A 23,011-nucleotide genomic window follows, 5' to 3' on the forward strand; every position below is an offset into this window, starting at 1 on the left:
AGCCGGACGCCGCCGCCCACCTCGACCAGCTCGTCGGGGGCCTCCGGAGTCCGTCGCTGTGCCATGCAGCCACCGTATTGCCACCCCCCTCGGCGGGGTCGCGCAGAAACTGTCTGAGCCCCCTGCGAGGATCGGGACATGGAGAACTTCGGCATCCTTCTCATCGCTCTGCTGGTGGGCGTGGCGCTCGGCGCGGTGGGCGCATGGCTCGTCCTGCGGCGCTCCGCGGCGTCGGAGGTGATGGCCGACACGGCCGCCACCGAGCGCCTGCGGGCGGCCGAGGCGTCGGCCCGTGCGGACGCCGAGCGGGCCCGCCACGCGATCGCGCAGGCGGAGATCCGGGTGCAGGAGGCCCGGGCGGAGGCCGAACGGGTGCGCGCCGCGGTGGCCGAGCACCGCACGACTGCGGCGGAGGCCCAGGCCGAGGCGTCGCGGGCGTTGGCGCAGGTGGCCTCGCTCGAGGCGCGTCGGGTGGCGGCGGTCGCCGAGCGAGACGCTGCGGTCGCACGGGCAGATGAGATCGCGACCGACCGCGACACGCTCGTCAAGGAGTTCAAGCTGGTTTCGGGCACAGCACTGGATGAGCAGGGCCGCAAGGCCGACGCGACGGCCGAGCGGCGCCTGAAGGAGACCGAGCTGCTCATGAAGCCGATCCAGGAGAGCCTGGCGGCGTTCAACGCGCGGCTCGGCGAGGTCGAGAAGGCGCGGGTCGACATGAGTCGCGAGCTGGCCGAGCAAGTGCGGAACGTGCAGTACACGGGTGAGCAGCTGCGCCGCGAGACGCATTCGCTGTCGCAGGCGCTGCGCAAGCCACAGGTGCGCGGCGCGTGGGGTGAGCTGCAGCTCAAGCGCATCGCCGAGCTGGCGGGCATGGTTGAACACTGCGACTTCGTGCAGCAGGCCACGTCGACGACAAGTGAGGACCGGGTGATCCGGCCCGACATGAAGGTCACTCTCGCCGAAGGCAAGTTCGTCTACGTCGACGCGAAGGTGCCCCTGCAGGCGTTCCTGGACGCCGAGGAGGCGGCTGACGAGCGCGACCGCGAGGCGCACCTCGCTTTGTTCGCGAGAAACGTGAAGGCGCACGTGGACGCCCTCGGGGCGAAGAACTACTTCAAGGCCGACCCGGGTACGCCCGAGTTCGTCGTGATGTTCATCCCGCTCGAGGCGCTCGGCGTCGAGGCGCTGCGGCTACTGCCCGACCTGCACGAATACGCGATCGGGCGCAACATCGTGGTCGCCACGCCCGCCACGCTCATCGCCATGCTGCGCTCGATCGCGTACGGCTGGAAGCAGGCCAAGCTGGCCGAGTCGGCGGCGCAGGTGAGCCAGCTCGGGCGCGAGCTGTACGACCGGCTCGGCACGATGGGCGGCAACGTCGACAAGCTGGGCCGGGCGCTCGGCTCCGCGGTCAAGGCGTACAACGCGTCGGTCGGTTCGCTCGAGACGCGCGTGTTCGTCACGGCGCGCCGCTTCCGCGACCTCAACGTGGCCGACACCGAGCTCAATCCCCTGACCACGGTGGACGAGCCGCTCCGGCAGATCGCAGCGCCCGAACTGGTGGAGGACGCCGTCGCCGTCCCCTCCCTCATCGGCCGGGCCGACGACGACACGCCGCTGCCGGAGGCTGCGGAGTTGAGCCGGGCGCAGCCCGAGCTGGGCGACCTGGTGGGCGACGACGTGGTGCGGGGGCGCCGGCCACGCGGCACAATGGCCGGGTGACCCACCTGCCCTTCACCACGGCCACCGAGGCCACCGTTCCGGTGACCGCCCGCGAGGTGGACGAGGCGGCGTCCCGGCTGGCGGGCGTCATCACCGAGACGCCGCTGCAGTACAACGAGCGACTCTCGCAGCTGACCGGCGCCGAGGTGTGGCTCAAGCGCGAAGACCTCCAACCGGTGCGCAGCTACAAGATCCGCGGCGCGTACAACTTCATCGCTCAACTCGACGACGCCGGCCGCGCGGCCGGGGTGGTGGCGGCGTCCGCGGGAAATCACGGGCAGGGGGTCGCGATGGCGTGCGCCGCGCTGGGCATCCGCGGGCGCATCTTCGTGCCGACGACGACGCCCCGCCAGAAGCGCGACCGGATGCGCTACTTCGGGGGCGCCTTCGCCGAACTGGTCGTGGCGGGCGACACGTACGACGAGGCGTCCGCGCTGGCGCTGGCCGAAACGCGGGAGAGCGGCGCCACCGCCGTCTCGGCGTTCGACCATGAGCGCACCATCGCCGGGCAGGGCACCGTGGCCAAGGAGTTCGTCGAGCAACTCGGCCGCGAGCCCGACGTGGTGTACCTCCCGGTCGGCGGCGGCGGCCTGCTGGCCGGATGTCTCACCTGGCTGCACGCCTACAGCCGGCACACGCGGGTGGTCGGCGTGGAGCCGGCGGGGGCGGCGGCGCTCGCGGCGGCGCTGGACGCGGGGCGTCCGACCACGCTGGGGACGATCGACACCTTCGTCGACGGCGCCGCCGTGCGCCGGGCAGGAGACCTCACGTTCGCCGTCGCGCACGCGCGCGGGCCGGCGATGATGACGGTCGCCGAAGGGGCGGTCTGCACCGAGATGCTCGAGCTCTACCAGACCGAGGGCATCATCGCCGAGCCCGCAGGGGCGCTCGCCACCGCAGCGCTGCAGCGGGCACGGCCGAGGCCCGGCGAACTGGTCGTCGCCGTGGTGTCCGGGGGCAACAACGATGTCTCCCGGTACGCGGAGATCGTGGAGCGGTCGCTCATCCACGAAGGGCGCAAGCACTACTTCCTCGTGAACTTCCCCCAAGAGCCCGGCGCCCTCCGGCGGTTCCTCGACGAGGTGCTCGGCCCCGACGACGACATCACCTACTTCGAGTATGTGAAGCGCTCGAACCGGGAGATCGGGCCGGCGCTGGTCGGCATCGAACTCGGCGACCCTGCCACCTACGAAGCACTCCGCACCCGGTTGGATGCGAGCCCCATCAGGGCCGAGGTCGTCTCCCCCGAGAGCCCGTTCTATCGGTTCCTGGTCTGAGAAACGCCCTCCGGCGAGGGATGATGAACTCATGCGGTTCTATGCGCGCCCCTCGGCCCGGCTCGTGCGGCAGATCGTCTCGGACGTCTTCATGGTCACCTGGGCCGTCGGCTGGTGGTTCGTCGGGCGCTTCGTGGACGGCGTCCTCCGGGCCGTCGCCGAGCCCGCCCGGCAGACGGCCGCCCTGGGGGACCGCGCGGCCGACCAGTTGGACGAGATCGCGCGCCAGGCCGGCGGAGTCCCGCTCGTGGGCGATGGCCTGAGCCGGCCGTTCACCGACCTCGCGGGGTCGGTCAACGGTCTGGTCGCCTCGGCGCACGAGCAGGTGGCGGCCCTCGAGACCACGGCGACCGTCGCGGGCTGGCTCACGTTCGGCGTGCCCGTTCTCCTCCTGCTGCTGGCGTGGCTCCCCCGCCGGCTCGCGTTCGCAGCGCGAGCGCGCGAGGTACTCGAGCTCGTGTCGACGACCGACGGCACCGACCTTCTCGCTCTCCGCGCCCTCGCCACGCAACCCATCGCCGAACTGCGCACGGTGGCCCCCGACCCGATGCGCGCCTGGCGCACAGGCGATCCCGATGTCGCCGCCAAGCTCGCCGAACTCGAACTGGTCAAGGCAGGAGTCGCCCGGCCGCGCCGGCGGCGTCCGACTACCCTTGCCGGGTGAGTTCGTCGCGCCGCTACCACCGCCCCGCCTTCCGGGACCCGGCTGTCCTGGAAGAGATGGGGGAGGGTTCGGATCCCATCGCCGAGTTGCACGCCGCTCACGAGACGGCCGCGGTGCTCGTGCACGCCGGGCACGCCACCGACGATCCAGCCGTGACCGCGCGGCTCGTGGCGCTCGTCGACGAGATCGGGCTGCCGACGCTGGCCGACCTGTGGGCAGGACGCCCGGCGCGCTCGCTGCCCGGCGCGCTGTGGCGGCTGTATGTGCTGCGGGAATGGGTCCAGGGCGACCCGGACGGTGCGGCGCGCGAGTACGCCGCCGGCGTCCGCTTCACCGAACCCAACCACGCGGTGGCCGGCGTCGAGCCGCCCGGGCCGGAGGAGATCAAGCGGGTCGCCGATGCGATCCTGCGCGGGGCGTTCACCGGCGACGTTGCGATCGCTTTCGAGCGGGCGGCGGCGTTCTGCCACGTGGTGTCGTCCGGCCGGGCCGATCTGGCCGACGGCCGCGCCGGGGTGTTGCAGGCCGTCCGGCTGCAGGACATGGCGCGCGACCTCGCCGCTTGTGCCGCCCTCTGGCGCTCCGGCGACCTCGCCTGAGTTGCCGCGTCGGCTTGGGTGGCCGCCGCCGAACCCGTATCCTCGAACAGGCGTCGGGCTGCGGTAGCCCCGGGCTCCACCTATAGCCGCTACGAGCGGCCACGCGCCGTGAGGCGCTCCCGGCCCGACGCCCTCAACTCAGCGGCTTATGCATCAGTTCGGCAGACGGTAGCGCCACGCGTCCACCGTGTAGGACTCGGTGACCGTGGGACCGGCATGCGCGGCGATCAGGGACCGCCAGACCGCCAGCCGTCGATCCTGCTCGGCACGGTCGGCGACGAGGAACGGCGAGTGGGTGGTGTAGCCCGCCAGGTAGTCCTCGGCGCTCACTTCCCGCGACCAGGCCGAACGCCGCACCTCGCCCGGGCCGAAGGGTACGAGCGGACGATCATCGCCCTCGCCGCTGTGCATGCCCATGCCGTCCGCGGGGTACTGCTCGGCATGAAACGCGGCCTGCCACCCGTCGGGGTTCCAGCGCTGGTTCCAGACCATCGCCAGCGTCCCGCCGGGGCGCAGCACGCGCGCTGCCTCGGCCGAGGCGGCCGCCGCGTCCATCCAGTGCCAGGCCTGGGCGACCACGACGGCGTCGACGCTGGCGTCGGGCAGACCCGTCGCCTCGGCGGTGCCCACCCGGCACACGACACCGGGGTGCCGCCCCCGCAGGACGGCGAGCATCGACTCCGACGGGTCGACGGCGACCACGTCGAGCCCGCGTGCCACGAGGGAATCGGTCAGGCGGCCCGTGCCGGCCCCCAGGTCGAGCACCTGGCGGGGCGATCCGGGCAGCATCCAGTCGACCACGTCGTCGGGGTAGCCGGGCCGCAGCCGGTGGTACTCGGCGCCCGTCGAGAGGAAGGCGTTCGCGCGGCGCTGGGCCGTCTCCGGGTCAGGGCGCGGCATGGGCGTGGTTGGCGATCCAGGCGGACAACGCGACCCGCGGCCCGGTGAAGAACGGCGTCTCCTCGCGTACGTGCAACCGGGCCTCGACGGCCCTCTGGGCCCGCATGGCGTCGGTGAGACGATGCAGCTCGTCGGCCTCGAACGCGAGCAGCCATTCGTAGTCGCCGAGCGCGAACGCCGAGGTCGTCGAGCCGAGCACGTCGGGGAAGTCCCGGGCGGCCATGCCATGGGTCCGCAGCATGTGCGACCGCTTCGCCGGCTCGAGGTAGTACCACTCGTAGCTGCGCACGAACGGGTAGACGCACAGCCACGGCCGCGGCGCGATCCCCGAGAAGCAGGCGGGCGTGTGCGCGTTGTTGAACTCCGCCGGCCGGTGGACGCCGATGTTGCTCCAGCGGGGCACCAACCGCTCCCCCAGCGACGAGCGGCGCAACGCCGCGTACGCGCGCTGCAGCGCCTGCGGATCGTCGGCGAGCATCCACACGAGCAGGTCGGCGTCGGCGCGGAAGCCGCTGATGTCGTACCAGCCCCGCACCGTCACACCCGCGCCGGCGACGGCCGCCTCCACGGCCTCGGCGTCGACCGGTGCGGCGTCGATCGGTGCGGCGTCGCTCTGGGCGGCGTCGCTCTGGGCGGCGTCCAGCAGCGTGGGCAGGCCGAACACGGCGTACTGCACGTAGTGGACGCCGGCGTTCACCTCGTCCGGGTCGAGCGGGGTGTCGCGAGGATCGGCGGCGAACATCAGGCTCCTTCGTTGTCGAGGGCGGTCGGCAACGCGGGGCCGCCCGGGCGGCCGGACCCGCAGCAGGACCCACCGCACGTGGGCAGCCCGGCCACGGTGCCCCGTTCGCCCGCCACGACGGCGTCGGCCAGCATCGCGACGAACTCCGGGTCGACCCCCGCCGTGGCCGCGCGCACGTAGGCCAGGCCGAGCCGCTCGGCGGTCTCGCGAGCTTGGGTGTCGAGGTCGAACACGACCTCCATGTGGTCGTTGATGAAGCCGATCGGCGCCGCCACGACCCGCTCCACGCCGGCGCCGGCCAGTTCCTCCAGCCGGTCGTTCACGTCGGGCTCCAGCCACGGGATGTGCGGCGCCCCCGAGCGCGAGCAGTACACGATCTCCCACGCCAGTTCGTCCACCCCCAACTCGGACGCCGCCGCCGCAGCCACCTGCTCGGCCACGCGCTCGTGCTGCGCCGAATACCTCCCGGTCTCCCCGCCCGGCCCGGACGCGGCGTCCATCGCCGTCGGGATCGAGTGCGTCACGAACAGAACGTGCGGCAGCTGGTCCGGCCCGCCGAGGGCGTGCACGGCGTCCACGAGAGAGCGCACGTTGGCCCCGACGAACCCGTCGGTCTCGGCGTAGGGCCCGACCTTGGTGAACGTGATCGGTGTCGTGGTTTCGCCAGGCGCGACCGGCGGCAGCTCGGTCAGCGCACGGGCGAAATCCTCGCGGTACTGGCGGCAGCTGGAGTAGCTGGCATAGGCGGCCGTCAGCACCACGACGACCTCTTGGGCGGCCAACCGGCGCACCTCGGTGAGCGCGTCGGCGACGTACGGCGTCCAGTTGCGGTTGCCGATCACCACCGGGACAGCGACGCCACGCTCCGCGAGAGCGCGGCGGAGGGCGTCCACGAGTTCGGCGTTGCGGGCGTTGATGGGCGAAACACCGCCGAACCGCTGGTAGTGGCCCGACACCTCGACCAGCCGCTCGTCGGGGATGCCGCGCCCGCGGGTGGCGTTGCGCATGAACGGCAGCACATCCTCGGGGCCGCGCGGGCCGCCGTAGGAGAGCACCAGCACCGCGTCGACCATCACATCGCCTCTCGTCGTTCGGCGCCCCCGAGATCCTCCACGCTCAGACCGGTGACGGGGCAACTGCCCTCGTCGAGTTCGGCCGCCGAGACCTCGACCGGCGCGTCGATCTCCAGGTTGCCGAGCACCGGGCGCGTCCCGGGTTCCAGCCCCCACAGCTCCGACAAAGCCGTCAGGTAGGCGTCCGTGCGCCCCTCGACCGCCGCCTGGCGCGCGCGGACACTCGGCACGTGCACGAGCCGCGCCGCCAGCCGGCGCAGCGCGTGCGCGGCCTCCTCCCGGGTCAGGGGACGCCCCACGGGCAGCCGGTCGACCTCGTCGGCCACCATGTCCTGCATCGTGTCGCGCAACGCGACGACGGCCGGGTCCATCGCCCGGGAGCGCAGCCGGGCGAGTGCCTCGTCGACGCCCGTCCGGACCAGGTCTTCGGCGCGTTCGACGTCGCGGCGCGACGCGTCTGGCACGTGCCGCGACACGGTTTCGAGGTCGAGCAGCAGCACCCCGTCGAGGTCGGCGCAGGCCAGCTCGACATCGCGGGTGATCGCCAGATCGACGAGGACGAGCTGTTCGTGCCGGTCCGACGTCGCCCGCGCGACGTCACGCGTCGTCAGCACGGGCACGCCCGTGCCACGGCAGGTGACCACGACGTCGGCGTCCGCCAGCTCGGCGACGAGGTCGCGTTCGGACGCCCGCACCCCCGCATGGCGGGACGCGAACGCCGCCGCCCGGCCGCTGGAGGAGTGCACGGCCACTGAGCCGCACCCGCGCTCGGCGAGATCGGCCACCACGGCGCCGGCGTAGGCACCGGTCCCCACCACGAGCACGCGCGTGCCCGGCCAGTCGCGGCGCAGCAGGTCGAGAGCCACGCTCACGACCGACCGGCCGCGTGTGGCGAGGCGGGTCCGCTGGGCGACGAGCCGGGCGGTCCGCAGCGCCTGTTCGGCAACCGCGAGCAGCAGTCCGGACGCCGCCCCGGCGGCCCGGGCCTCGTGCACGGCCCGGCGCACTTGGGCCGCGACCTCACGGTCGCCGACGACCATCGACTCGAGCCCGGCGGTGACCCGGAAGAGATGGTCGATGGCCCGCACGTCGTCGAGCACGGTGAGCGGGATGCGGTCCGGCGGCGGCGCGCCGGGGGCGGCCGCCAGATCGGTGCGCACGGCCTCCGCCAGCGTGGCGGCGTCCAGCGACGAGTCCACGTACACCTCGGCCCGGTTGCACGTCGACAGCACGAAGGCGCCGGCAGCACCGGGGGTGCGTGCGAGCAGACGCCCCGCGAGCCCGGGGACGACGTGCGCAATGGCTTCCACCGCACCGATGCCATGATCGGAGTGGTGGACGGCGATCAGCTGAATACCCACAACGCAGGCCATTGAACCACCTCCGACCCCCGACGCCGAACCGGACCCACGCCGGCCAGGGTTCAGCCGGCGGCGGTGAACGCGTACACCTCGGGCAGCCGGATCTGCGGGCTGCCGAGGGGGGCCGATCCGGTGAGCGTCAGCGTCGCCGCGCCGGGGGCTGCCGACAGGTCGATCCGGACGATCGTCGGACCGCTCACGGCGACGGTGCTCCGGGCACCCCCACGCACCTCCAACGTGACGAGGCCCGGCTGCGTGCCGGAATCCAACACCAGCTCGGCGTAGCCGCGCTGGTTCTGAGGGATCGTGACCGCCGCTGTCCAGGTGGACGCCACGGTCGTGGGGGTCCCGCTCGGCGTGGACGTGGGCGTGGTGCTGGCAGCCGGGGTGGGCGTCGCGGTGGGAGACGGGGACGCGATGGGAGACGGGGACGCGGTCGGCGACGGCGTCGCGGGGCTGGCCGTGCTGGACACGCCGATCGGCTGGATGCGGAGGGCGGCAGCAACAGGTGCCGGGTCGTGGATCAGCGACTCCTGGGACGCCACGTCGTCGAACGCGAAGCCGTAGGCGCGGCCGTCGGCCATGGCCGCGTGCACCGCACCGGAGTAGCGGTTGCCGGTTCCGTCGGCGTAGTACGTGTCCGGAGCAGCGGGCTGCACGTCGACGGTGACGAGGTTGCCCCGCTGGAGGGCGGCGCAGAGCGTCCGCGCAATGGGTCCGACCACCTGGTCGTTCGGAGCGTGCAGGGCTCCGTCGCAACCGAGAACGTCGCTGGTGGAGGGCCGGGCGAAGGCGGCGACGCGGCGTCCGGTGGCATCGGTGAAGACGAGTTGCCCATCGATCGACCGCCCCGAGTAGGTCGTGGCTGTGCTTTCGAAGGGGGCCACGGTGAGGGTGCGGGTGCCGTAGGCCGCCCACGCGGAGGCGATGGCGGCGTCGAGAAGGTTCGCTGCCATCAGACCGGCCCCGACCGCATGCGTCGGCGCCAGGACCCGCAGGACGGTGCCGTCGGCTTCCCGCACGATGCTGCGTGCGTAGGCGGGGTCGGCCGCCAGCGCGTCGATGACGGACTGACGCCCTCCCGCCCCGAGGGCGCCGGTGGAGCGCTGAGTGCCGTCGGTGCTGGTGGTGCTCAGGGTGGCCGGGAGTGCGAACTGGTCGACCTGCGTGGAGTTCAGCCACAGTCCATTCGAGTCGAACGTGAGCTCGGCCCAGTCGAAGAGCAGCCCGGCGGTGGGGTCGGAGGCGTTCCAGGGGGCGGGCTGGACGAGTCCACCCGAGACGAGCCGGAACGGGACGGCCGCACCGTAGGAGTAGTAGACCCGGGCGGACACGCCCCGGGGCACCTGGATCGTGGCGCTCCGGCCCGCCGCCGGCCCGTCGATGGAAACATCGGGCGCAGCGATCTCGCCCGGACCGCTGGGCAGGTTCCACGGGTGGAACGCACCGGCGGCGTCCACGTAGCCGAGCCGGCCGGTCGCCAGGTCGGTGCCGATGATGCTGAGGTGCAGGGTGTCGGCGATGCCGGCGTCGTTGGTGACCGTCACCGGCACGGTGGTGGGGGCCGCCGCCGCCGGTGGCGCGGAGAAGGCGGTGGACACGGTGACGACGAGGGTGAGTGCCGCGATCAGGGAGCGCACGGAAAGGCGCATGGGGGTCTCCTGTGCTGTCGGGGGATGCAGCTCTCAGAGTGCCCAACTCGCCCGTCCCATAGCAACATGTTCCAACTGATTGCCAAGTAAACAAAGCGTTCCGATCGTCCGCAAGGTTCGTGGGCGGCGCCGCCAGCCATGGCCGGATGGGCCTAGGGTTGGGCGCGTGCCAACCGCCAGCGACGCCGCTCCACCCCTGCTCAGCGCCCTGTCGGGGCGCCGGCCGGCCACGTTGCCCGTGTGGTTCATGCGCCAGGCGGGGCGGTCGCTGCCCGAGTACCGTGCCGCCCGCAAGGGCGTCGGCATGCTCGAGTCGTGCCTGATGCCCGAACTCGCCGCCGAGATCACCCTGCAGCCGGTCCGACGGCACCGGGTGGACGCCGCGATCTTCTTCTCCGACATCATGGTGCCGCTCAAGCTGGCGGGGGTGGGCGTCGAGATCGTCCCCGACGTCGGCCCAGTGGTCGCCGAACCGGCGCGGACGGCGTCCGACATCGACCGCCTGACCCGCCTCGAGCCAGGCGACACCACCCCCATCACCGCAGCGATCGAGCTGGTCACCGACGAGCTGGCCACCGTCGGTTCCGTCGAGGCCTCCTGGACGCCCCTCATCGGCTTCGCCGGCGCGCCCTTCACTCTCGCCGCCTACCTCGTGGAGGGCAGGCCCAGCCGCGACCACCTCGCTGCGCGCGCCCTGATGCACGCCGACCCGGACAGCTGGCGGCGCCTCATGGCCTGGTGTGCCACGATCTCCGGCCACTTCCTCGCCACCCAGGTGGACGCCGGCGCTTCGGCCGTCCAGCTCTTCGACTCGTGGGCCGGTTCCCTCACCCGCGCCGACTACGCCGCCCACGTCGCCCCCCACAGCCGCGCCGCCCTCGCGGCCGTCGAGGGGCGCGTCCCCCGCATCCACTTCGGGACGGGCACGGGCCATCTGCTCGAGGAGTTCGCCGTCGGCGCTGACGCCGTCGGCGTCGACTACCGGACCCCGCTCGACGAAGCCGCCGCCCGCCTGCCCGGCGTCCCGCTCCAGGGCAACCTCGACCCCGCCCTCCTCGCCGCCGGTGATGCGGCCCTGTTCGCCCACCTCGACGACGTGCTGGCCCGCGGTCGCTCCGCGCCCGGCCACGTCGTCAACCTGGGCCACGGCGTCCCACCCACAACCGACCCCGACGTCCTGACCCGCCTCGTCGAAAGGATCCATCGTGCCCACGCAAGCTGACGCCGTCGTCGTCGGCGGCGGTCTCGCCGGCCTCGCCGCCGCCCACCGGCTCACCGAACTGGGGGTGGCCCCGCTGTTGCTCGAATCCCGCGGCCAGTGCGGCGGCCTCGTGTTCGGGGCGCCGGTCGGCGGCGTCACCGTCGACCTCGGCGCCGAGTCGTTCGCCCGCCGCAGCACCGCCTGCGCCGAGCTCGCCGAGCAGTTGGGCCTCGAGGTCGTCACGCCTGGCGGCGAATCCTGGATCTGGGGCACGGACGCCGCCGGCGAGCGTGGGCGCGCCTTCCGGATCCCACACGGCGTGTTGAGCATTCCCACCGACCTCGACGATCCCCAGGTGGCCGAGGCCCTCTCCCCCGAGGGTCTCGCCCGCGCCCGCGACGACCTCACGATGGGTCCCGAACCGGGCGCCGACGCCCCCGACCTCGCCACCTTGGTCGAAACCCGCCTCGGGCGCGAGGTGCTCGACCGGCTGGTCGACCCGGTGGCGGGGGGCGTCCACTCGGTGCATCCGAGCCGGCTGGCGGTCGACGTGGTCTCTCCGGGCTTGCACGAGGCGCTGGCCGAGGAAGGGTCGCTCGTGCGGGCGGCGGCGTCCCTGCGGGCGAAGGCACCGGCCGGCCCGCTGGTCGCCTCGACGGCCGGCGGCCTGTTCCGCCTCGTCGACGCCCTCGTCGGAGCCATCGGCGACGGCGGGGGGACCGTCGCGACCAGGCGCGTGGTCACGTCGATCGAGAAGGTCGACGACGGCTGGTTCGTCACCCACCACACCGCCGGCCGCGCTCCCGACCCGGCCGACCCGCCAGTCCCGACCGGGAACCCCGAGCAGGTGCACACACCCACGCTCGTCATCGCCCTCGACGGGCGTGCCGCCCTCGACCTCCTCCGCCCACTCGAGCCGCTCGCCATCGGCGACTGGGAACTGCCCCGCGGCGCCGATCTCGCCCAGGTCTGCATCGCGCTGGTCAAGCCCGAGCTGGACGCCGCCCCGCGCGGCTCCGGGCTGCTGGTCACGCCGGGCGCCCCCGAAGTGACCGCCAAGGCGCTCACCCACTACTCCATCAAGTGGCCCACGACGGTCGACGGCACGAACCGCCACGTGCTGCGGGTCTCGTACGGCCGCGCGGGGCAGCCGACGCCGCGGCCGAGCCTCGAGGACGCCTTGGCGGACGCCGCCACCCTCCTCGGCGTCGAGCTGTCCGTCGACGACGTCGTCGGGCACATGGTCATCGGTTTCCCGAACTCGCTGCCGCCGCAGACCCCCGAGCACCGCGAGCGCGTCGGAGCGCTCACGGCGGCGGCGGCCGAACTGGACGGCTTCGAGATCACCGGCGCCTGGTATGCGGGCACGGGGTTGGCCGCCGTCGTCCCCCACGGACGCGCGGTGGCCGAGAAGCTCGTGGTGAAGCACGACGACGACGACGCGCCATGACGCTGCGGTTGGGCACGCGCGGTTCGGAGCTGGCGCGGACGCAGTCCGGCCTGGTGGCGGACGCCCTGCGCGACCACGGGCACGCCGTCGAACTGGTCACGATCCGGTCGGAGGGCGACGTGACGGCCGCGTCGCTCGTGGCTGCGGGCGGGCTCGGGGTGTTCGCGGCGGCCCTGCGCCGGGCGCTGCTCGACGGCGAGGTCGACCTAGCCGTTCACTCCCTCAAGGACCTGCCCACCGCCGGCGTCCCCGGCCTCGTCCTGGCTGCGATCGCCGAGCGCGAGGACGCGGCCGACGTGCTCTGCGCGCGCCACGGGCACACGCTGGCGTCGCTGCCCGCCGGGGCCCGAGTGGGCACCGGCTCGCCGCGGCGGGCCGCGCAGGTGCGGGCGCGGCGTCCGGACGTGGAGGTGGTCGAGATCCGCGGCAACGTGGGCACGCGTCTCGCCCGGGCGTTCGGCTCGGCGTCGACGAAGCCCGACCTGGACGCCGTCGTGCTGGCTCACGCGGGGCTGGCCCGGCTCGGCCGACTGGACGCCGTCACCGACGTGCTCGACCTGCTGCCTGCGGCCGGACAAGGGGCGTTGGCCGTCGAGTGCCGGGAGGACGACGCCGTGACCAGGCTCGCCCTGGCCCCACTCGACCACCCGGCCACGCGCGCCGAGGTGGAGGCGGAGCGAGCCGTCCTGGCCGCTCTGGGTGCCGGGTGCGCCGCACCCGTCGGCGTCCGGGCGACGCTGGCCGAGGGGCGGCTGCGCGTCCGAGCCGCCGTGCTGGCCGCCGACGGCCGAGCCTCGGCGACGGCAAAGGTCGAGGCGCCCTGGCCCACGGACGCCGCGGCCCTCGGCCGGCGGGCTGCGCGCCAGCTGCTCGACGGCGGCGCGGCAGACATCACGCCTCTGGGCGCCGAGCGAGCCAGCCGGCTCGGCGAGTTCCACGACCAGGAGCTCTGGGCGCCCGGCACCCACCCGGCACTCGTCGGACGCCGGGTGCTGTTCCTGCGCGCGGACGGGCCCCTGACGGACGCGGTCCGCGCGGCGGGCGCGCTCGTCGACGCCCGGCCCCTCACGAGCCAACGCTCCTTGGCCTACGAGCTCGGCGGGCGCGCGGACTGGCTCGTCCTCACCTCGCCCGCCGGAGTGCAACGTCTCGTGGCCGACGGCCACGCGCCGGCGGCGCTGGCGCCGCGCATTGCGGCGGTCGGGCGGGCGACGGCGTCCGCGCTCCAGGCGGCTGGCGCCCATGTCGACGTAACAGGGAGTTCCGACGCGGCCGGCCTCGTCGCCGAGCTCGGCGACGGCCCGGGCACGATCCTGCTGCCCGGCTCGGCGCTGGCCGAGCCGACGCTGGCCGAGGGGCTCGCCGCGCGCGGGTGGACCGTACGCCGCGTCGCGACGTACACCACAGAGACCCTGCCCTCCGCGCTGGCCGGTCTCGTGGCCGATTGGCCGGCCTACGACGCGGTCGTCGTCACCGCCGGTTCGGTCGCGCGGGCCGCAGTGCAGCTCCTCGGGCCCCCGGCCGGGCACACGCGGATCGTCGCGTTCGGGCGGCCCAGCGCGGACGCCGCCCGTGCGGCCGGGCTGCCCGTCCATGCCGTCGCCGCCACGCCGGACGGCGACGGCGTCCTCGCTGCTCTCATCGCCGCCCTGGAGGAGTTGCCATGATCGTTCGCCCCCGCCGTCTGCGCGTCACGCCCGCCATGCGCAACCTGGTCCGCGAGACCCGCGTCGCCCGAAGCCAGCTGGTGCTGCCGGTGTTCGTCCGCGACGGCATCGACGCCCCGCACCCCATCGCGTCGCTGCCGGGGGTCGTCCAGCACACGCTCGATTCCCTGCGTGCCCAGGCCGTCGAGGCGGCGACCGCGGGGCTGGGCGGCATCATGCTGTTCGGCGTCCCACTCGACGACGACAAGGACGCCGCCGGCTCCGTCGGCGAGCGGCCCGACTCGATCCTGAACCGGGGTGTCGTCGCCGTCCGGGAAGCCGTCGGCGATGACCTCGTCGTCATGGCCGACACCTGCCTGGACGAGTTCACCGACCACGGCCATTGCGGCATCCTGGACGCCAACGGCCGCGTCGACAACGACGCGACGCTCGAGGCCTACGTGCGGCTGGCCGTCAGCCAGGCGGACGCCGGCGCGCACGTCGTGAGCCCGTCGGGAATGATGGACGGCCAGGTGCTCGCCATCCGCGAGGGGCTGGACGCCGCCGGTCACGCGGACGTCGCGATCCTCGCCTACGCCGCCAAGTACGCCTCGGCGTTCTACGGGCCGTTCCGCGAGGCGGTCGGGTCGTCGCTGCAGGGGGATCGCCGCACCTACCAGCAGGACCCGGCGAACCGACGCGAGGGCCTCCGCGAGGCGCTGCTCGATCTCGCCGAGGGCGCCGACATGGTCATGGTGAAACCGGCGGCGTCCTACCTCGACGTGCTGGCCGACGTGGCGGCGGCGTCCGACGTGCCGGTGGCCGCCTACCAGGTGTCCGGGGAGTACGCGATGATCTGCGCGGCCGCCGAGCGCGGCTGGATCGACCGGGACGCGGCGCTCGCCGAGGCCATCACCGGCATCGTGCGTGCGGGCGCCGATCTCGTCTTGTCATACGCCGCCCTCGAGGTGCCCGCGCTGCGTTAGGTTGCAGGCGACCTCGACAAGGAGACCCCCGTGCAGTTCGACCTCATCTGGCAAGCCGTCTCGATGATGGCCTACCTCATCGCCATGATCGTCATCGGCTTCGTGGCCCAAGCCCGCACCAAGAACCTCGGCGACTACATGCTCGGCGGCCGCGGGCTCGGGCCGTTCGTGTCGGCGCTGTCGGCGGGGGCGTCCGACATGTCGGGCTGGCTGCTCATGGGCCTGCCGGGGGCGCTGTACCTGGGCGGGCTCGTCGAGCTGTGGATCGCGATCGGGCTCACCGTCGGCGCCTGGCTCAACTGGAAGTTCGTCGCGCCGCGGCTGCGGTCGTACACCGAACTGGCGGGCAACTCGATCACGTTGCCGTCGTTCCTCGGGGCCCGGCTGCGGTCGACCTACGGCATCCGCCTGGTCGCGGGGGCGATCATCCTCGTCTTCTTCACCCTCTACGTGAGCAGCGGCATGGTGGCCGGCGGCACGTTCTTCGAGTCGTCGTTCGGGCTGCCGTACCTGTGGGGCATGCTGCTCGTCGCCGGCGTCACCGTGCTGTACACGCTGGTCGGCGGCTTCCTCGCCGTCTCGTGGACCGACGTCGTGCAGGGCTGCATGATGGTGACCGCCCTGGTCGTGCTGCCATTGGTCGGCATGATGCACGTCGGCGGACCGGGGGCCATGGTCGCGGCGATCAACGCGGTCGACCCGAGCCTGCTGAGCCTGACGACCGGGGCGACCGCCATCGGCGTCATCAGCTCCCTGGCGTGGGGCCTCGGCTACTTCGGCCAGCCGCACATCCTCGTGCGGTTCATGGCCCTCACCGACGCGGCCGAGGCCAAGGCCGGCCGGCGCATCGGCATCACCTGGATGGCGCTGAGCTGCCTCGGCGCCGCCGCCACCGCCCTCGTCGGCGTGGCGGTCTACCAGCACGACACCGGTCGGCTCGCCAACCCGGAGGCCGTGTTCATCACGCTCGGCCAGCTGCTGTTCCACCCGCTGCTGGCCGGCTTCATGCTGGCCGCGATCCTCGCCGCGATCATGTCGACGATCAGCTCGCAGCTGCTCGTCACCAGCTCGGCACTCGTCGAGGACCTGTACCGCGCCTTCGCGGGCCGAGGGCTGAGCGCGCGCGGCGGCGTCTGGCTGGGCCGGATCGGCGTCCTCATCGTGTCGGTGGTCGCGGGCGTGCTGGCGCTCAACCCGTCGGACACCATCCTGGGGCTCGTCGCGTTCGCGTGGGCCGGGTTCGGCGCCGGCTTCGGGCCGACGATCCTGCTGTCGTTGTACTGGAAGCGGCTGACCGGCTGGGGAGCCCTGGCCGGCATGCTGGCCGGCGCGGTGGTCGTGTTCTGGTGGGGCTCGATGGAGGGCGGCATCTTCGACCTGTACGAGATCCTGCCCGGCTTCCTGGCCAACCTGGCCGTTGCCTATGGTGTCTCGATGGTGACCCCGCCGCCCGCTGGTGTCGACGCCGAGTTCGACCGGGCCGCGGAGCTGGCCGCCCGCTGAGTTCTGTGTTCTGAGTTCGAGGGAGTGCCGCAGATGGACATGGCCGAGGTGTATGCCCGCGCGTGCGCGGTGATCCCGGGCGGGGTGAGCTCGCCGGTGCGGGCGTTCGGCTCGGTCGGAGGCACGCCGGTGTTCCTCGCGTCGGCGTCCGGGCCGTTCGTGGTGGACGTGAACGGCCGCGAGTACGTGGATCTGGTCTGCTCGTGGGGGCCCGCGCTGCTCGGGCACGCGCACCCCGAGGTGGTGCGCGCGGTGGTGGACGCCGCCGGTCGCGGCCTGTCGTTCGGGGCGCCGACGACGGCCGAGGTGGAGCTGGCGGAGCTGATCCGGGGGCGGGTGCCGTTCGCGGAGAAGGTGCGGTTCACGTCGACGGGCACCGAGGCCTGCATGACGGCGATCCGGGTGGCGCGCGGAGCGACGGGCCGCGACGTGGTCGTGAAGTTCGCCGGCTGCTACCACGGGCATTCGGACGCCCTCCTGGCCGCCGCCGGGTCGGGCGTCGCGACGGCGGGGCTGCCCGGCTCGGCGGGCGTGACGCGCGCGGCGGCGTCCGACACGCTCGTGCTGCCGTACAACGACGTCTCCGCGCTGGAGGAGGCGTTCGCGGCCCGGGGCGCCGAGATCGCGTGCGTGATCACCGAGGCGGCGCCGGCGAACATGGGCGTCGTGCCGCCCGCGCCGGGGTTCAACGCGGCGATCCGCCGGCTGACGAGCGAGCACGGGGCGCTGATGGTCTCCGATGAGGTGCTCACCGGCTTCCGGGTGGGGCCAGCCGGCTGGTTCGGCTTGGAGGGGGTGACGCCCGACCTGGTGACGTTCGGGAAGGTCGTCGGCGGCGGAATGCCGCTGGCGGCCGTGGGCGGACCGGCGGAGCTGATGGACCTGCTCGCCCCCGTCGGACCCGTCTACCAGGCGGGCACGCTGTCGGGGAACCCGCTGGCCACCGCCGCCGGCATCGCGACGCTGCGCCTGGCGGACGCGACGGTGTACGACCGGGTCGACGCCGCGTCCTCGGCGCTGCAGGCGGCAGTCGGCGAGGCGCTGGACGCCGCTGGCGTGGCCCACCGGGTGCGGGTGGCGGGGAACCTGTTCAGTGTGTTCTTCGGGGCGGACGCGGCTGCGTCCGGGGTGAGCGACTACGAGGCGGCCAAGGCGCAGGAGGCCTTCCGGTACCGGGCGTTCTTCCACGCGATGCTCGACGCCGGCGTCGCCTTGCCGCCGAGCGTGTTCGAGGCGTGGTTCCTGTCGGCGGCGCACGACGCCGCGGCGCTGGATCGCGTGGTGTCCGCTCTCCCGGCAGCCGCGCGGGCCGCCGCGGCGGCGTCCGAAGGCTGAGGGACCCGAGCACGTGGACCTGCGGGAGTTGTCTGCGACCCGGCTGATGATCCAGCGGCTGGCCGGACCGGCGGTGCCCGACCCGGCTGCGGCGGTGCGGGAGTCACTGGCCGTGCAGAGCCAGGACGTGCCGCTGGCGCTCGACTCGTTGGCGCAGCGCACGCGCGGTGATGCCGCCGAAGCGCGCACGGCCCTCGATGCGGGGGCGTTCGTTCGGACGCACGTGCTGCGGCCGACGTGGCACTTCGTGGCGGCCGAGGACCTGCGCTGGCTCCTCGCCTTGACGTCGCCGAAGGTGCTGTCCGGGCTGACGAAGCGACATGCCGATCTGGGGCTGGGCGAACCGGCGAGGCGAGCGCGGTTGCTGGACGCCGTCCGGGAGGCCCTCAGCGCGGGACCGCTGACACGGGTCGCGCTCGGCGAGCACCTGACGCAGGGTGGGCTGCTCGCAAAGACCCCGGTGTTCGGCTCGCAAGTGAGCCACGTGCTGCTCATCGGCGAACTGGAGGGGCTGTGGTGTTCGGGGCCCGTCGACCCGACGGGTTTGAGCGGTCACACGTACGCCCTGCTCGACGACCGGCTGCCGCCGGTCGGGTCGCTGCGGCGGTCGCGGGAGGATGCGCTGGTCGAACTGGTGGGGCGGTTCTTCGCGTCGCACGGGCCGGTGAGCGTGCCGGATCTGCAGCGGTGGACGCGGCTCACGCAGCGCGACGTGCGCCTGGCTGTGGCGGCGTTGGGTGATGCGGTGGAGCCCGTGGAGGTGGCAGGTCACGTCCTGTGGTGCGGGGCATGTCCCATGGCGGAGCGCGGTCCCGGGTCGCCCGCATTCGTCGAGGCCCGCGAGCGGGTGGAGGGGGCGTGGCTGCTGTCCACCTTCGACGAGGCGGTGTTGACGCACAACACGCTACGGATGCCGATTCCTGCCAGCGCGCCGCATGCGGGCCAAGGTCCGCGCTACTCCGAGGCCGGCGGCGGGCCCGTGCTGTGGAACCTCACCGATGTCGGTGTCTGGAAGCGCGTCCACCGGGCCGATCGGTTCGAGGTGACCCTCAGGCTCGACCCCTCGCTCCCCCTGCGCGCGCTCGCCGCGCTGGACGCCGAGGCGCACGCGTTGGCGGTCCGCTCCGGAGCCGAACGTGCCGTCGTCACCCGGCAGGCCGGTTGAGCGATGCCGCTTGATCCGCCGGGACCGACCGCGATGTGTGTGTCGAGAGCGCCGCGGATCAGGTAGGAATCCGGCGCGGGGGTCAGCGACCGAACAACTTGCCCATGAAGCCTCCGGAGGACGGCTCGTCGGCGTGGCCGTTGCACCACTGGCCCGCCGGGACGCTGCGCTTCACGGCATCGATGTGCTGCCCGCACCCGGCCCACGTCGTCTTTCCGCACTTGCGGCAGGTGACGGCTCGGCACATGGGAGACTCCTTCTGTCAGTTGGACGATTCGTCGCAACCATACCCTGGGGGGTATCCTCGTGTCCATGCGAGTCATCATCATCGGCGGCGTCGCAGGCGGCATGAGCGCCGCGACCCGCCTCCGCCGCCTCGACGAGACGGCCGAGATCATCGTCCTGGAGCGCAGCGGCCACGTCTCCTTCGCCAACTGCGGCCTGCCCTATCACGTGGGCGGCGTCATCGAGCAGCGCTCGGCTCTGCTGCTGCAGACTCCCCGCTCCCTCGCCGCCCGCTTCCGCATCGACGTGCGCCTGCGCACCGCAGCGGTCCGCATCGATCGGGAGCGACGCGTCGTCGTCGCCCGCGCCGAGGACGGCACCGAGTACGACCTGCCCTTCGACAAGGTCATCCTCTCCCCCGGCGCCCGCCCACTGCGCCCTCCGATTCCCGGCATCGAGCGTGCCCTCAGCCTGCGCGACATCGACGACCTCGACGCCATCGTGAGCGCCACCGCGAGCGCCCGCACCGCTGTCGTCATCGGTGGCGGCTTCATCGGCATCGAGATGGCCGAGAACCTCGTCCACCGCGGCCTGCGGGTCGCCCTCGTCGAGGCGCTGCCGCAGGTCATGGCGCCCCTCGACCCCGAGATGGTCGCCGGCGTCCACCAGGCGCTGCGCAGCAACGGCGTCGACCTGCACCTGGCCGACCAGGTGACCGCGATCAACCCCGATTCGGTCTCGACCAAGTCCGGCGCCACCCTGCCGGCCGACCTCGTGATCGCCGCCCTCGGCGTCCGGCCCGAGACGACCCTCGCCAGCGAGGCGGGGCTGACCGTGGGCCCGCGCGGTGGGATCGCCGTCGACGACCGGCACCGGACCGACGACCCCGACATCTACGCCATCGGGGACGCCGCCGAGAAGGTGGCCGCCCTCGACGGCGGTCCGACGCTCGTCCCGCTGGCGAACACCGCCAACCTCGCCGGGCGCCGTGTGGCCGACGACATCGCCGGACTCCCCGTGCACAACCGGCCGGTGCTGGGCACCGCCATCGTGGGCGTCTTCGGCCTGCAAGTGGCCGCCACGGGCACCAACGAGAAGCGGCTCCGCGAGTTGGGGCGTCCGTACCGGGCGATCCACACGCACCCGGCCTCCCACGCGGGCTACTACCCGGGGGCGCAGACGATGGCGCTGAAGCTCCTCGTCGACCCGGAGACCGACGCGATCCTGGGCGCCCAGGGCGTCGGGAAGGAGGGCGTCGACAAGCGCATCGACGTCATCGCGACCGCCATGACGGGCGGCCTCACGGCGTCCTCCCTGGCCGAACTGGAGCTGGCGTACGCGCCGCAGTTCGGCTCGGCGAAGGACCCGATCAACATGCTGGGCCACGTCGCGGACAACCTCCGCTCCGGCATCACCCGCTCGTTGCAGTGGCACGAGCTGGACGCCGCGGTCGCCGCCGGTGCGACCGTCGTCGACGTGCGCACGCCGGACGAGTTCGAGGCAGGCTCCATCCCCGGCGCGCTGCTCATCCCGGTGGACGAGCTCCGCGACCGCGTGGACGAGTTGCCCGACGGTCCGCTCGTGGTGCACTGCGCGGTGGGTATCCGCGGTCACACCGCCTGCCGCATCCTTACCCAGCTCGGTCGCGATGCCGTGAACCTCGACGGCGGCTACAAGACCTGGGCGGCGGGCACGGGGGCGTAACGCCGACAGCTCCCGGCGGTGGGCGCCGACGGCCCCCGCCGGGGCATCAGGCCAAGGAGAGGAAGACCTTCTCCAGGCGATCGACGTCGGGCTGGCCCTGCTCGGGGTCGACCATGCACTCGCGCAGACCGCGGGCGATGGTGAGGAACCCGGCCCGCTCGATCGCCTTGGAGACGGCGGCGAGCTGAGTGACGATGTCGGCGCAGTCCCGGCCGGACTCGACCATCGCGATGATCCCGCCCAACTGTCCTTGGGCTCGCTTGAGGCGCATGAGAACGTCGTGCATCTGGTCCGGTGCGAGTTCCATGCGGCCGAGGATACCCCGACCCGTATGACTGGGATGCGCAACCCGGCCCGAAGCCCGGCGCCGGTAGAATTGGTCCATCCGACCGAAAGAGAGTCCACCCATGGCCAACGCCGCGTCCGACGGCCACGCGCGCCGCGTCAAGGAGCTCAGCTCCCAGGTGCGCAAGATGCGCGGCTGGATCGCGTCCGATCCTTCCCAGGCGGAACCCCTCGTCGACGCGCTCAACGAGCTCACCGCCCAGCGCCTCCTGGCGCACCAGTGGCTGGAGTCGTTCGCCGACGCCCAGGACGCCCTCGCCCAGGCCGCCAAGCTGGTCGCCTTCCACGGCTCGGTCGGGCCGTTCACCCCCCTCGACGACGGCGCCCGCTTCTTCACGGCGACCACCCACGTAGCGCTCGCGCAGGCAGGCGGCGGCCAGCCGGCCGGCGCCGCGCAGACGGTGGCGGCGCTGCGCGCCTGGCGTACCCTGCTCCCCCACCTCGACCTGCCCCCGGCACTCCTCCCCCGCACCGCCGTGTGGCTGCTGCTCGCCTCCGCGCAGGGCGCCCTCGCCACGGGCGACGTGGGGGCGGCCAACGCCCTCGCGGACGCCGCCCTCCTCCGCGCCCGTGAGGGCCACCTCACCGGGGACGACGCCGCAGTCCTCGTGGACGCCGCCCTCGCCGTCTCCGATGCCCGTTGGGTCGCCGGGGTCGAACCGGACGCCGTGGCCGCGGCCCGCGCCGCTGCCGCCGCGGCCGGCGACCTGGCCGCGCCGGTGCTGGAGTCCAGGAACCGCATCAGCGAGGCATGGGCGTCCCGCGTGCTCGGACCGCTCGCCGCGGCGTCCGGCACGCTGGCCGACCGTTTGGCCGCGACGGGCGACGCCGAAGGTGCGCTGCGCGAGCGCCGGGCCCTGACCGACGTGCTGCGGCGCTCGGTGGGCCGCATCGGCGACCCTGCCCGGGACGCCCTCGCCCGCCTCCTCACCGAGCAGGCCCGCGACCTGCGCACCGCTGGCCGTGAGGACGAAGCCCTGGACGCCGCCGGCGAAGCCGCATCGCTGGCGGGCGAACTGGCGGCGTCCGAGTCGACGGCCGGGCAACGCCTCGACGTGCAGTTGATCGCCGTGAGCGAGCTGGCGTTGGTCCTGCTCGCTCAGGGCGAGACCGCGGAGGCGCAGGAGGCACTGGCTTCGCTGTTCGATCGGTTTGCGTCGCTGAAGCGTCCTGCGGGGCACGAGGCGGCGCTCGCCGGGGCCGTGCTCGCGCGGGCCAACGTGGAGGCCGCGTTGGGCGACCAGCAGGCGTCCGAGCACTCGTTGCAGGAGTTCCACGCGCTCGTGAAGGGGCTCCTCGCCACCACCCCGGCCGGCTCGAACCTGTGGGGAGCCACCCCCGGTGAGGATGTCGCCCGCGACCGCGCCCGAGGACGCTGGAGCCGATCCCCCCTGCCGACGCCCTACTGGGAGAACCTCTCGGACGCCGACGCCCTCGCCGGCGCCACCCGGGCCGTCGAAC

Annotated in this window: 20 protein-coding genes and 1 pseudogene; 14 read left to right on the plus strand and 7 right to left on the minus strand. The window is 73.4% G+C overall.

Annotated elements, in window-relative coordinates; genetic code table 11:
• Positions 1 to 138: 138 nt before the first annotated feature.
• Genes rmuC through Q1K57_RS12265 form a run of 4 tightly spaced genes read left to right on the plus strand, consistent with a single transcriptional unit; the run spans position 139 to position 4,262 of the window.
• Positions 139 to 1,722: a DNA recombination protein RmuC gene (gene rmuC / locus Q1K57_RS12250; RefSeq protein WP_300083072.1), complete on the plus strand. Its 1,584-nt coding sequence runs from the start codon at positions 139 to 141 to the stop codon at positions 1,720 to 1,722.
• Positions 1,719 to 2,999, plus strand: coding sequence for a threonine ammonia-lyase IlvA (gene ilvA / locus Q1K57_RS12255; protein ID WP_300083075.1), 1,281 nt, complete (start codon positions 1,719 to 1,721; stop codon positions 2,997 to 2,999). Before rmuC ends, ilvA begins: the two co-directional genes overlap by 4 nt.
• 31 nt (positions 3,000 to 3,030) lie before the next feature.
• Positions 3,031 to 3,663, plus strand: a complete 633-nt coding sequence (locus tag Q1K57_RS12260) for a hypothetical protein (RefSeq protein WP_300083078.1) — start codon at positions 3,031 to 3,033, stop codon at positions 3,661 to 3,663.
• The gene (locus tag Q1K57_RS12265; protein ID WP_300083081.1) at positions 3,660 to 4,262 is read left to right on the plus strand and encodes a hypothetical protein; all 603 of its coding nucleotides are present in this window, start codon (positions 3,660 to 3,662) and stop codon (positions 4,260 to 4,262) included. The genes Q1K57_RS12260 and Q1K57_RS12265 overlap by 4 nt, the downstream gene beginning before the upstream one ends.
• Before the next feature lie 153 nt (positions 4,263 to 4,415).
• Here Q1K57_RS12265 and Q1K57_RS12270 read toward each other — a convergent pair whose 3' ends face one another.
• Genes Q1K57_RS12270 through Q1K57_RS12290 form a run of 5 tightly spaced genes read right to left on the minus strand, consistent with a single transcriptional unit; the run spans position 4,416 to position 9,990 of the window.
• The gene (locus Q1K57_RS12270) at positions 4,416 to 5,162 is read right to left on the minus strand and encodes a class I SAM-dependent methyltransferase (protein ID WP_300083084.1); all 747 of its coding nucleotides are present in this window, start codon (positions 5,160 to 5,162) and stop codon (positions 4,416 to 4,418) included.
• Complete coding sequence (gene hemQ, locus Q1K57_RS12275; protein WP_300083087.1) at positions 5,149 to 5,904, minus strand: hydrogen peroxide-dependent heme synthase; 756 nt, start codon at positions 5,902 to 5,904, stop codon at positions 5,149 to 5,151. The genes Q1K57_RS12270 and hemQ overlap by 14 nt, the downstream gene beginning before the upstream one ends.
• Positions 5,904 to 6,977, minus strand: a complete 1,074-nt coding sequence (locus Q1K57_RS12280; protein ID WP_300083089.1) for a ferrochelatase — start codon at positions 6,975 to 6,977, stop codon at positions 5,904 to 5,906. Before Q1K57_RS12280 ends, hemQ begins: the two co-directional genes overlap by 1 nt.
• Positions 6,977 to 8,350 carry a glutamyl-tRNA reductase gene (locus Q1K57_RS12285; protein WP_300083091.1) on the minus strand — a complete coding sequence of 458 codons (1,374 nt, stop codon included), beginning with the start codon at positions 8,348 to 8,350 and terminating at the stop codon, positions 6,977 to 6,979. The genes Q1K57_RS12280 and Q1K57_RS12285 overlap by 1 nt, the downstream gene beginning before the upstream one ends.
• Before the next feature lie 50 nt (positions 8,351 to 8,400).
• Positions 8,401 to 9,990, minus strand: coding sequence for a beta-1,3-glucanase family protein (locus tag Q1K57_RS12290; RefSeq protein ID WP_300083093.1), 1,590 nt, complete (start codon positions 9,988 to 9,990; stop codon positions 8,401 to 8,403).
• A 166-nt stretch (positions 9,991 to 10,156) separates the two neighbouring features.
• Here Q1K57_RS12290 and hemE point away from each other — a divergent pair, with 166 nt between their 5' ends.
• From hemE to Q1K57_RS12330, 8 genes and pseudogenes are all read left to right on the plus strand, one after another.
• A complete protein-coding gene (hemE, locus tag Q1K57_RS12295; RefSeq protein WP_300083095.1) occupies positions 10,157 to 11,212 on the plus strand; it encodes a uroporphyrinogen decarboxylase in 1,056 nt (351 codons plus the stop codon).
• Positions 11,196 to 12,641: an FAD-dependent oxidoreductase gene (locus Q1K57_RS12300; protein ID WP_300083097.1), complete on the plus strand. Its 1,446-nt coding sequence runs from the start codon at positions 11,196 to 11,198 to the stop codon at positions 12,639 to 12,641. Before hemE ends, Q1K57_RS12300 begins: the two co-directional genes overlap by 17 nt.
• Positions 12,638 to 13,564, plus strand: a pseudogene (hemC, locus tag Q1K57_RS12305) (hydroxymethylbilane synthase); the annotation flags it as partial. The gene Q1K57_RS12300 and the pseudogene hemC, both read left to right, overlap by 4 nt.
• Positions 13,565 to 13,630: 66 nt before the next feature.
• Positions 13,631 to 14,308, plus strand: coding sequence for a uroporphyrinogen-III synthase (locus Q1K57_RS12310; protein WP_300083115.1), 678 nt, complete (start codon positions 13,631 to 13,633; stop codon positions 14,306 to 14,308).
• Positions 14,305 to 15,273, plus strand: coding sequence for a porphobilinogen synthase (hemB, locus tag Q1K57_RS12315; RefSeq protein WP_300083099.1), 969 nt, complete (start codon positions 14,305 to 14,307; stop codon positions 15,271 to 15,273). The genes Q1K57_RS12310 and hemB overlap by 4 nt, the downstream gene beginning before the upstream one ends.
• Positions 15,274 to 15,303: 30 nt before the next feature.
• The gene (gene putP / locus Q1K57_RS12320; RefSeq protein WP_300083101.1) at positions 15,304 to 16,776 is read left to right on the plus strand and encodes a sodium/proline symporter PutP; all 1,473 of its coding nucleotides are present in this window, start codon (positions 15,304 to 15,306) and stop codon (positions 16,774 to 16,776) included.
• A gap of 33 nt (positions 16,777 to 16,809) precedes the next feature.
• Positions 16,810 to 18,111: a glutamate-1-semialdehyde 2,1-aminomutase gene (gene hemL, locus Q1K57_RS12325; RefSeq protein ID WP_300083103.1), complete on the plus strand. Its 1,302-nt coding sequence runs from the start codon at positions 16,810 to 16,812 to the stop codon at positions 18,109 to 18,111.
• Positions 18,112 to 18,124: 13 nt separating this feature from the next.
• Positions 18,125 to 19,276, plus strand: coding sequence for a winged helix DNA-binding domain-containing protein (locus Q1K57_RS12330; RefSeq protein WP_300083105.1), 1,152 nt, complete (start codon positions 18,125 to 18,127; stop codon positions 19,274 to 19,276).
• Between the two features lie 82 nt (positions 19,277 to 19,358).
• Here Q1K57_RS12330 and Q1K57_RS12335 read toward each other — a convergent pair whose 3' ends face one another.
• Entirely contained in the window at positions 19,359 to 19,523 is a 165-nt protein-coding gene (locus Q1K57_RS12335) for a hypothetical protein (RefSeq protein ID WP_300083107.1), read from the minus strand.
• A gap of 65 nt (positions 19,524 to 19,588) precedes the next feature.
• Here Q1K57_RS12335 and Q1K57_RS12340 point away from each other — a divergent pair, with 65 nt between their 5' ends.
• Positions 19,589 to 21,205, plus strand: a complete 1,617-nt coding sequence (locus tag Q1K57_RS12340) for an FAD-dependent oxidoreductase (RefSeq protein ID WP_300083109.1) — start codon at positions 19,589 to 19,591, stop codon at positions 21,203 to 21,205.
• A 46-nt stretch (positions 21,206 to 21,251) separates the two neighbouring features.
• Here Q1K57_RS12340 and Q1K57_RS12345 read toward each other — a convergent pair whose 3' ends face one another.
• Positions 21,252 to 21,512, minus strand: a complete 261-nt coding sequence (locus tag Q1K57_RS12345; protein ID WP_300083111.1) for a metal-sensitive transcriptional regulator — start codon at positions 21,510 to 21,512, stop codon at positions 21,252 to 21,254.
• A gap of 100 nt (positions 21,513 to 21,612) precedes the next feature.
• Here Q1K57_RS12345 and Q1K57_RS12350 point away from each other — a divergent pair.
• The coding region (locus tag Q1K57_RS12350) for a hypothetical protein (RefSeq protein ID WP_300083113.1) at positions 21,613 to 23,011 on the plus strand (1,399 nt) is incomplete at its 3' end.

It is taken from the genome of Propioniciclava sp. (genome assembly GCF_029977985.1).
Classification (GTDB): Bacteria; Actinomycetota; Actinomycetes; order Propionibacteriales; family Propionibacteriaceae; genus Propioniciclava.

Excerpts from the sequence above, each read along its gene's own strand:
- Q1K57_RS12345 (WP_300083111.1), bottom strand. The coding sequence starts at position 21,512 with ATGGAACTCGCACCGGACCAGATGCACGACGTTCTCATGCGCCTCAAG.
- Q1K57_RS12280 (WP_300083089.1), bottom strand. The coding sequence starts at position 6,977 with ATGGTCGACGCGGTGCTGGTGCTCTCCTACGGCGGCCCGCGCGGCCCC.
- Q1K57_RS12270 (WP_300083084.1), bottom strand. The coding sequence starts at position 5,162 with ATGCCGCGCCCTGACCCGGAGACGGCCCAGCGCCGCGCGAACGCCTTC.
- Q1K57_RS12260 (WP_300083078.1), top strand. The coding sequence starts at position 3,031 with ATGCGGTTCTATGCGCGCCCCTCGGCCCGGCTCGTGCGGCAGATCGTC.
- Q1K57_RS12285 (WP_300083091.1), bottom strand. The coding sequence starts at position 8,350 with ATGGCCTGCGTTGTGGGTATTCAGCTGATCGCCGTCCACCACTCCGAT.
- Q1K57_RS12340 (WP_300083109.1), top strand. The coding sequence starts at position 19,589 with ATGCGAGTCATCATCATCGGCGGCGTCGCAGGCGGCATGAGCGCCGCG.
- Q1K57_RS12335 (WP_300083107.1), bottom strand. The coding sequence starts at position 19,523 with ATGTGCCGAGCCGTCACCTGCCGCAAGTGCGGAAAGACGACGTGGGCC.
- hemL (WP_300083103.1), top strand. The coding sequence starts at position 16,810 with ATGGACATGGCCGAGGTGTATGCCCGCGCGTGCGCGGTGATCCCGGGC.
- hemQ (WP_300083087.1), bottom strand. The coding sequence starts at position 5,904 with ATGTTCGCCGCCGATCCTCGCGACACCCCGCTCGACCCGGACGAGGTG.
- hemB (WP_300083099.1), top strand. The coding sequence starts at position 14,305 with ATGATCGTTCGCCCCCGCCGTCTGCGCGTCACGCCCGCCATGCGCAAC.
- rmuC (WP_300083072.1), top strand. The coding sequence starts at position 139 with ATGGAGAACTTCGGCATCCTTCTCATCGCTCTGCTGGTGGGCGTGGCG.
- Q1K57_RS12290 (WP_300083093.1), bottom strand. The coding sequence starts at position 9,990 with ATGCGCCTTTCCGTGCGCTCCCTGATCGCGGCACTCACCCTCGTCGTC.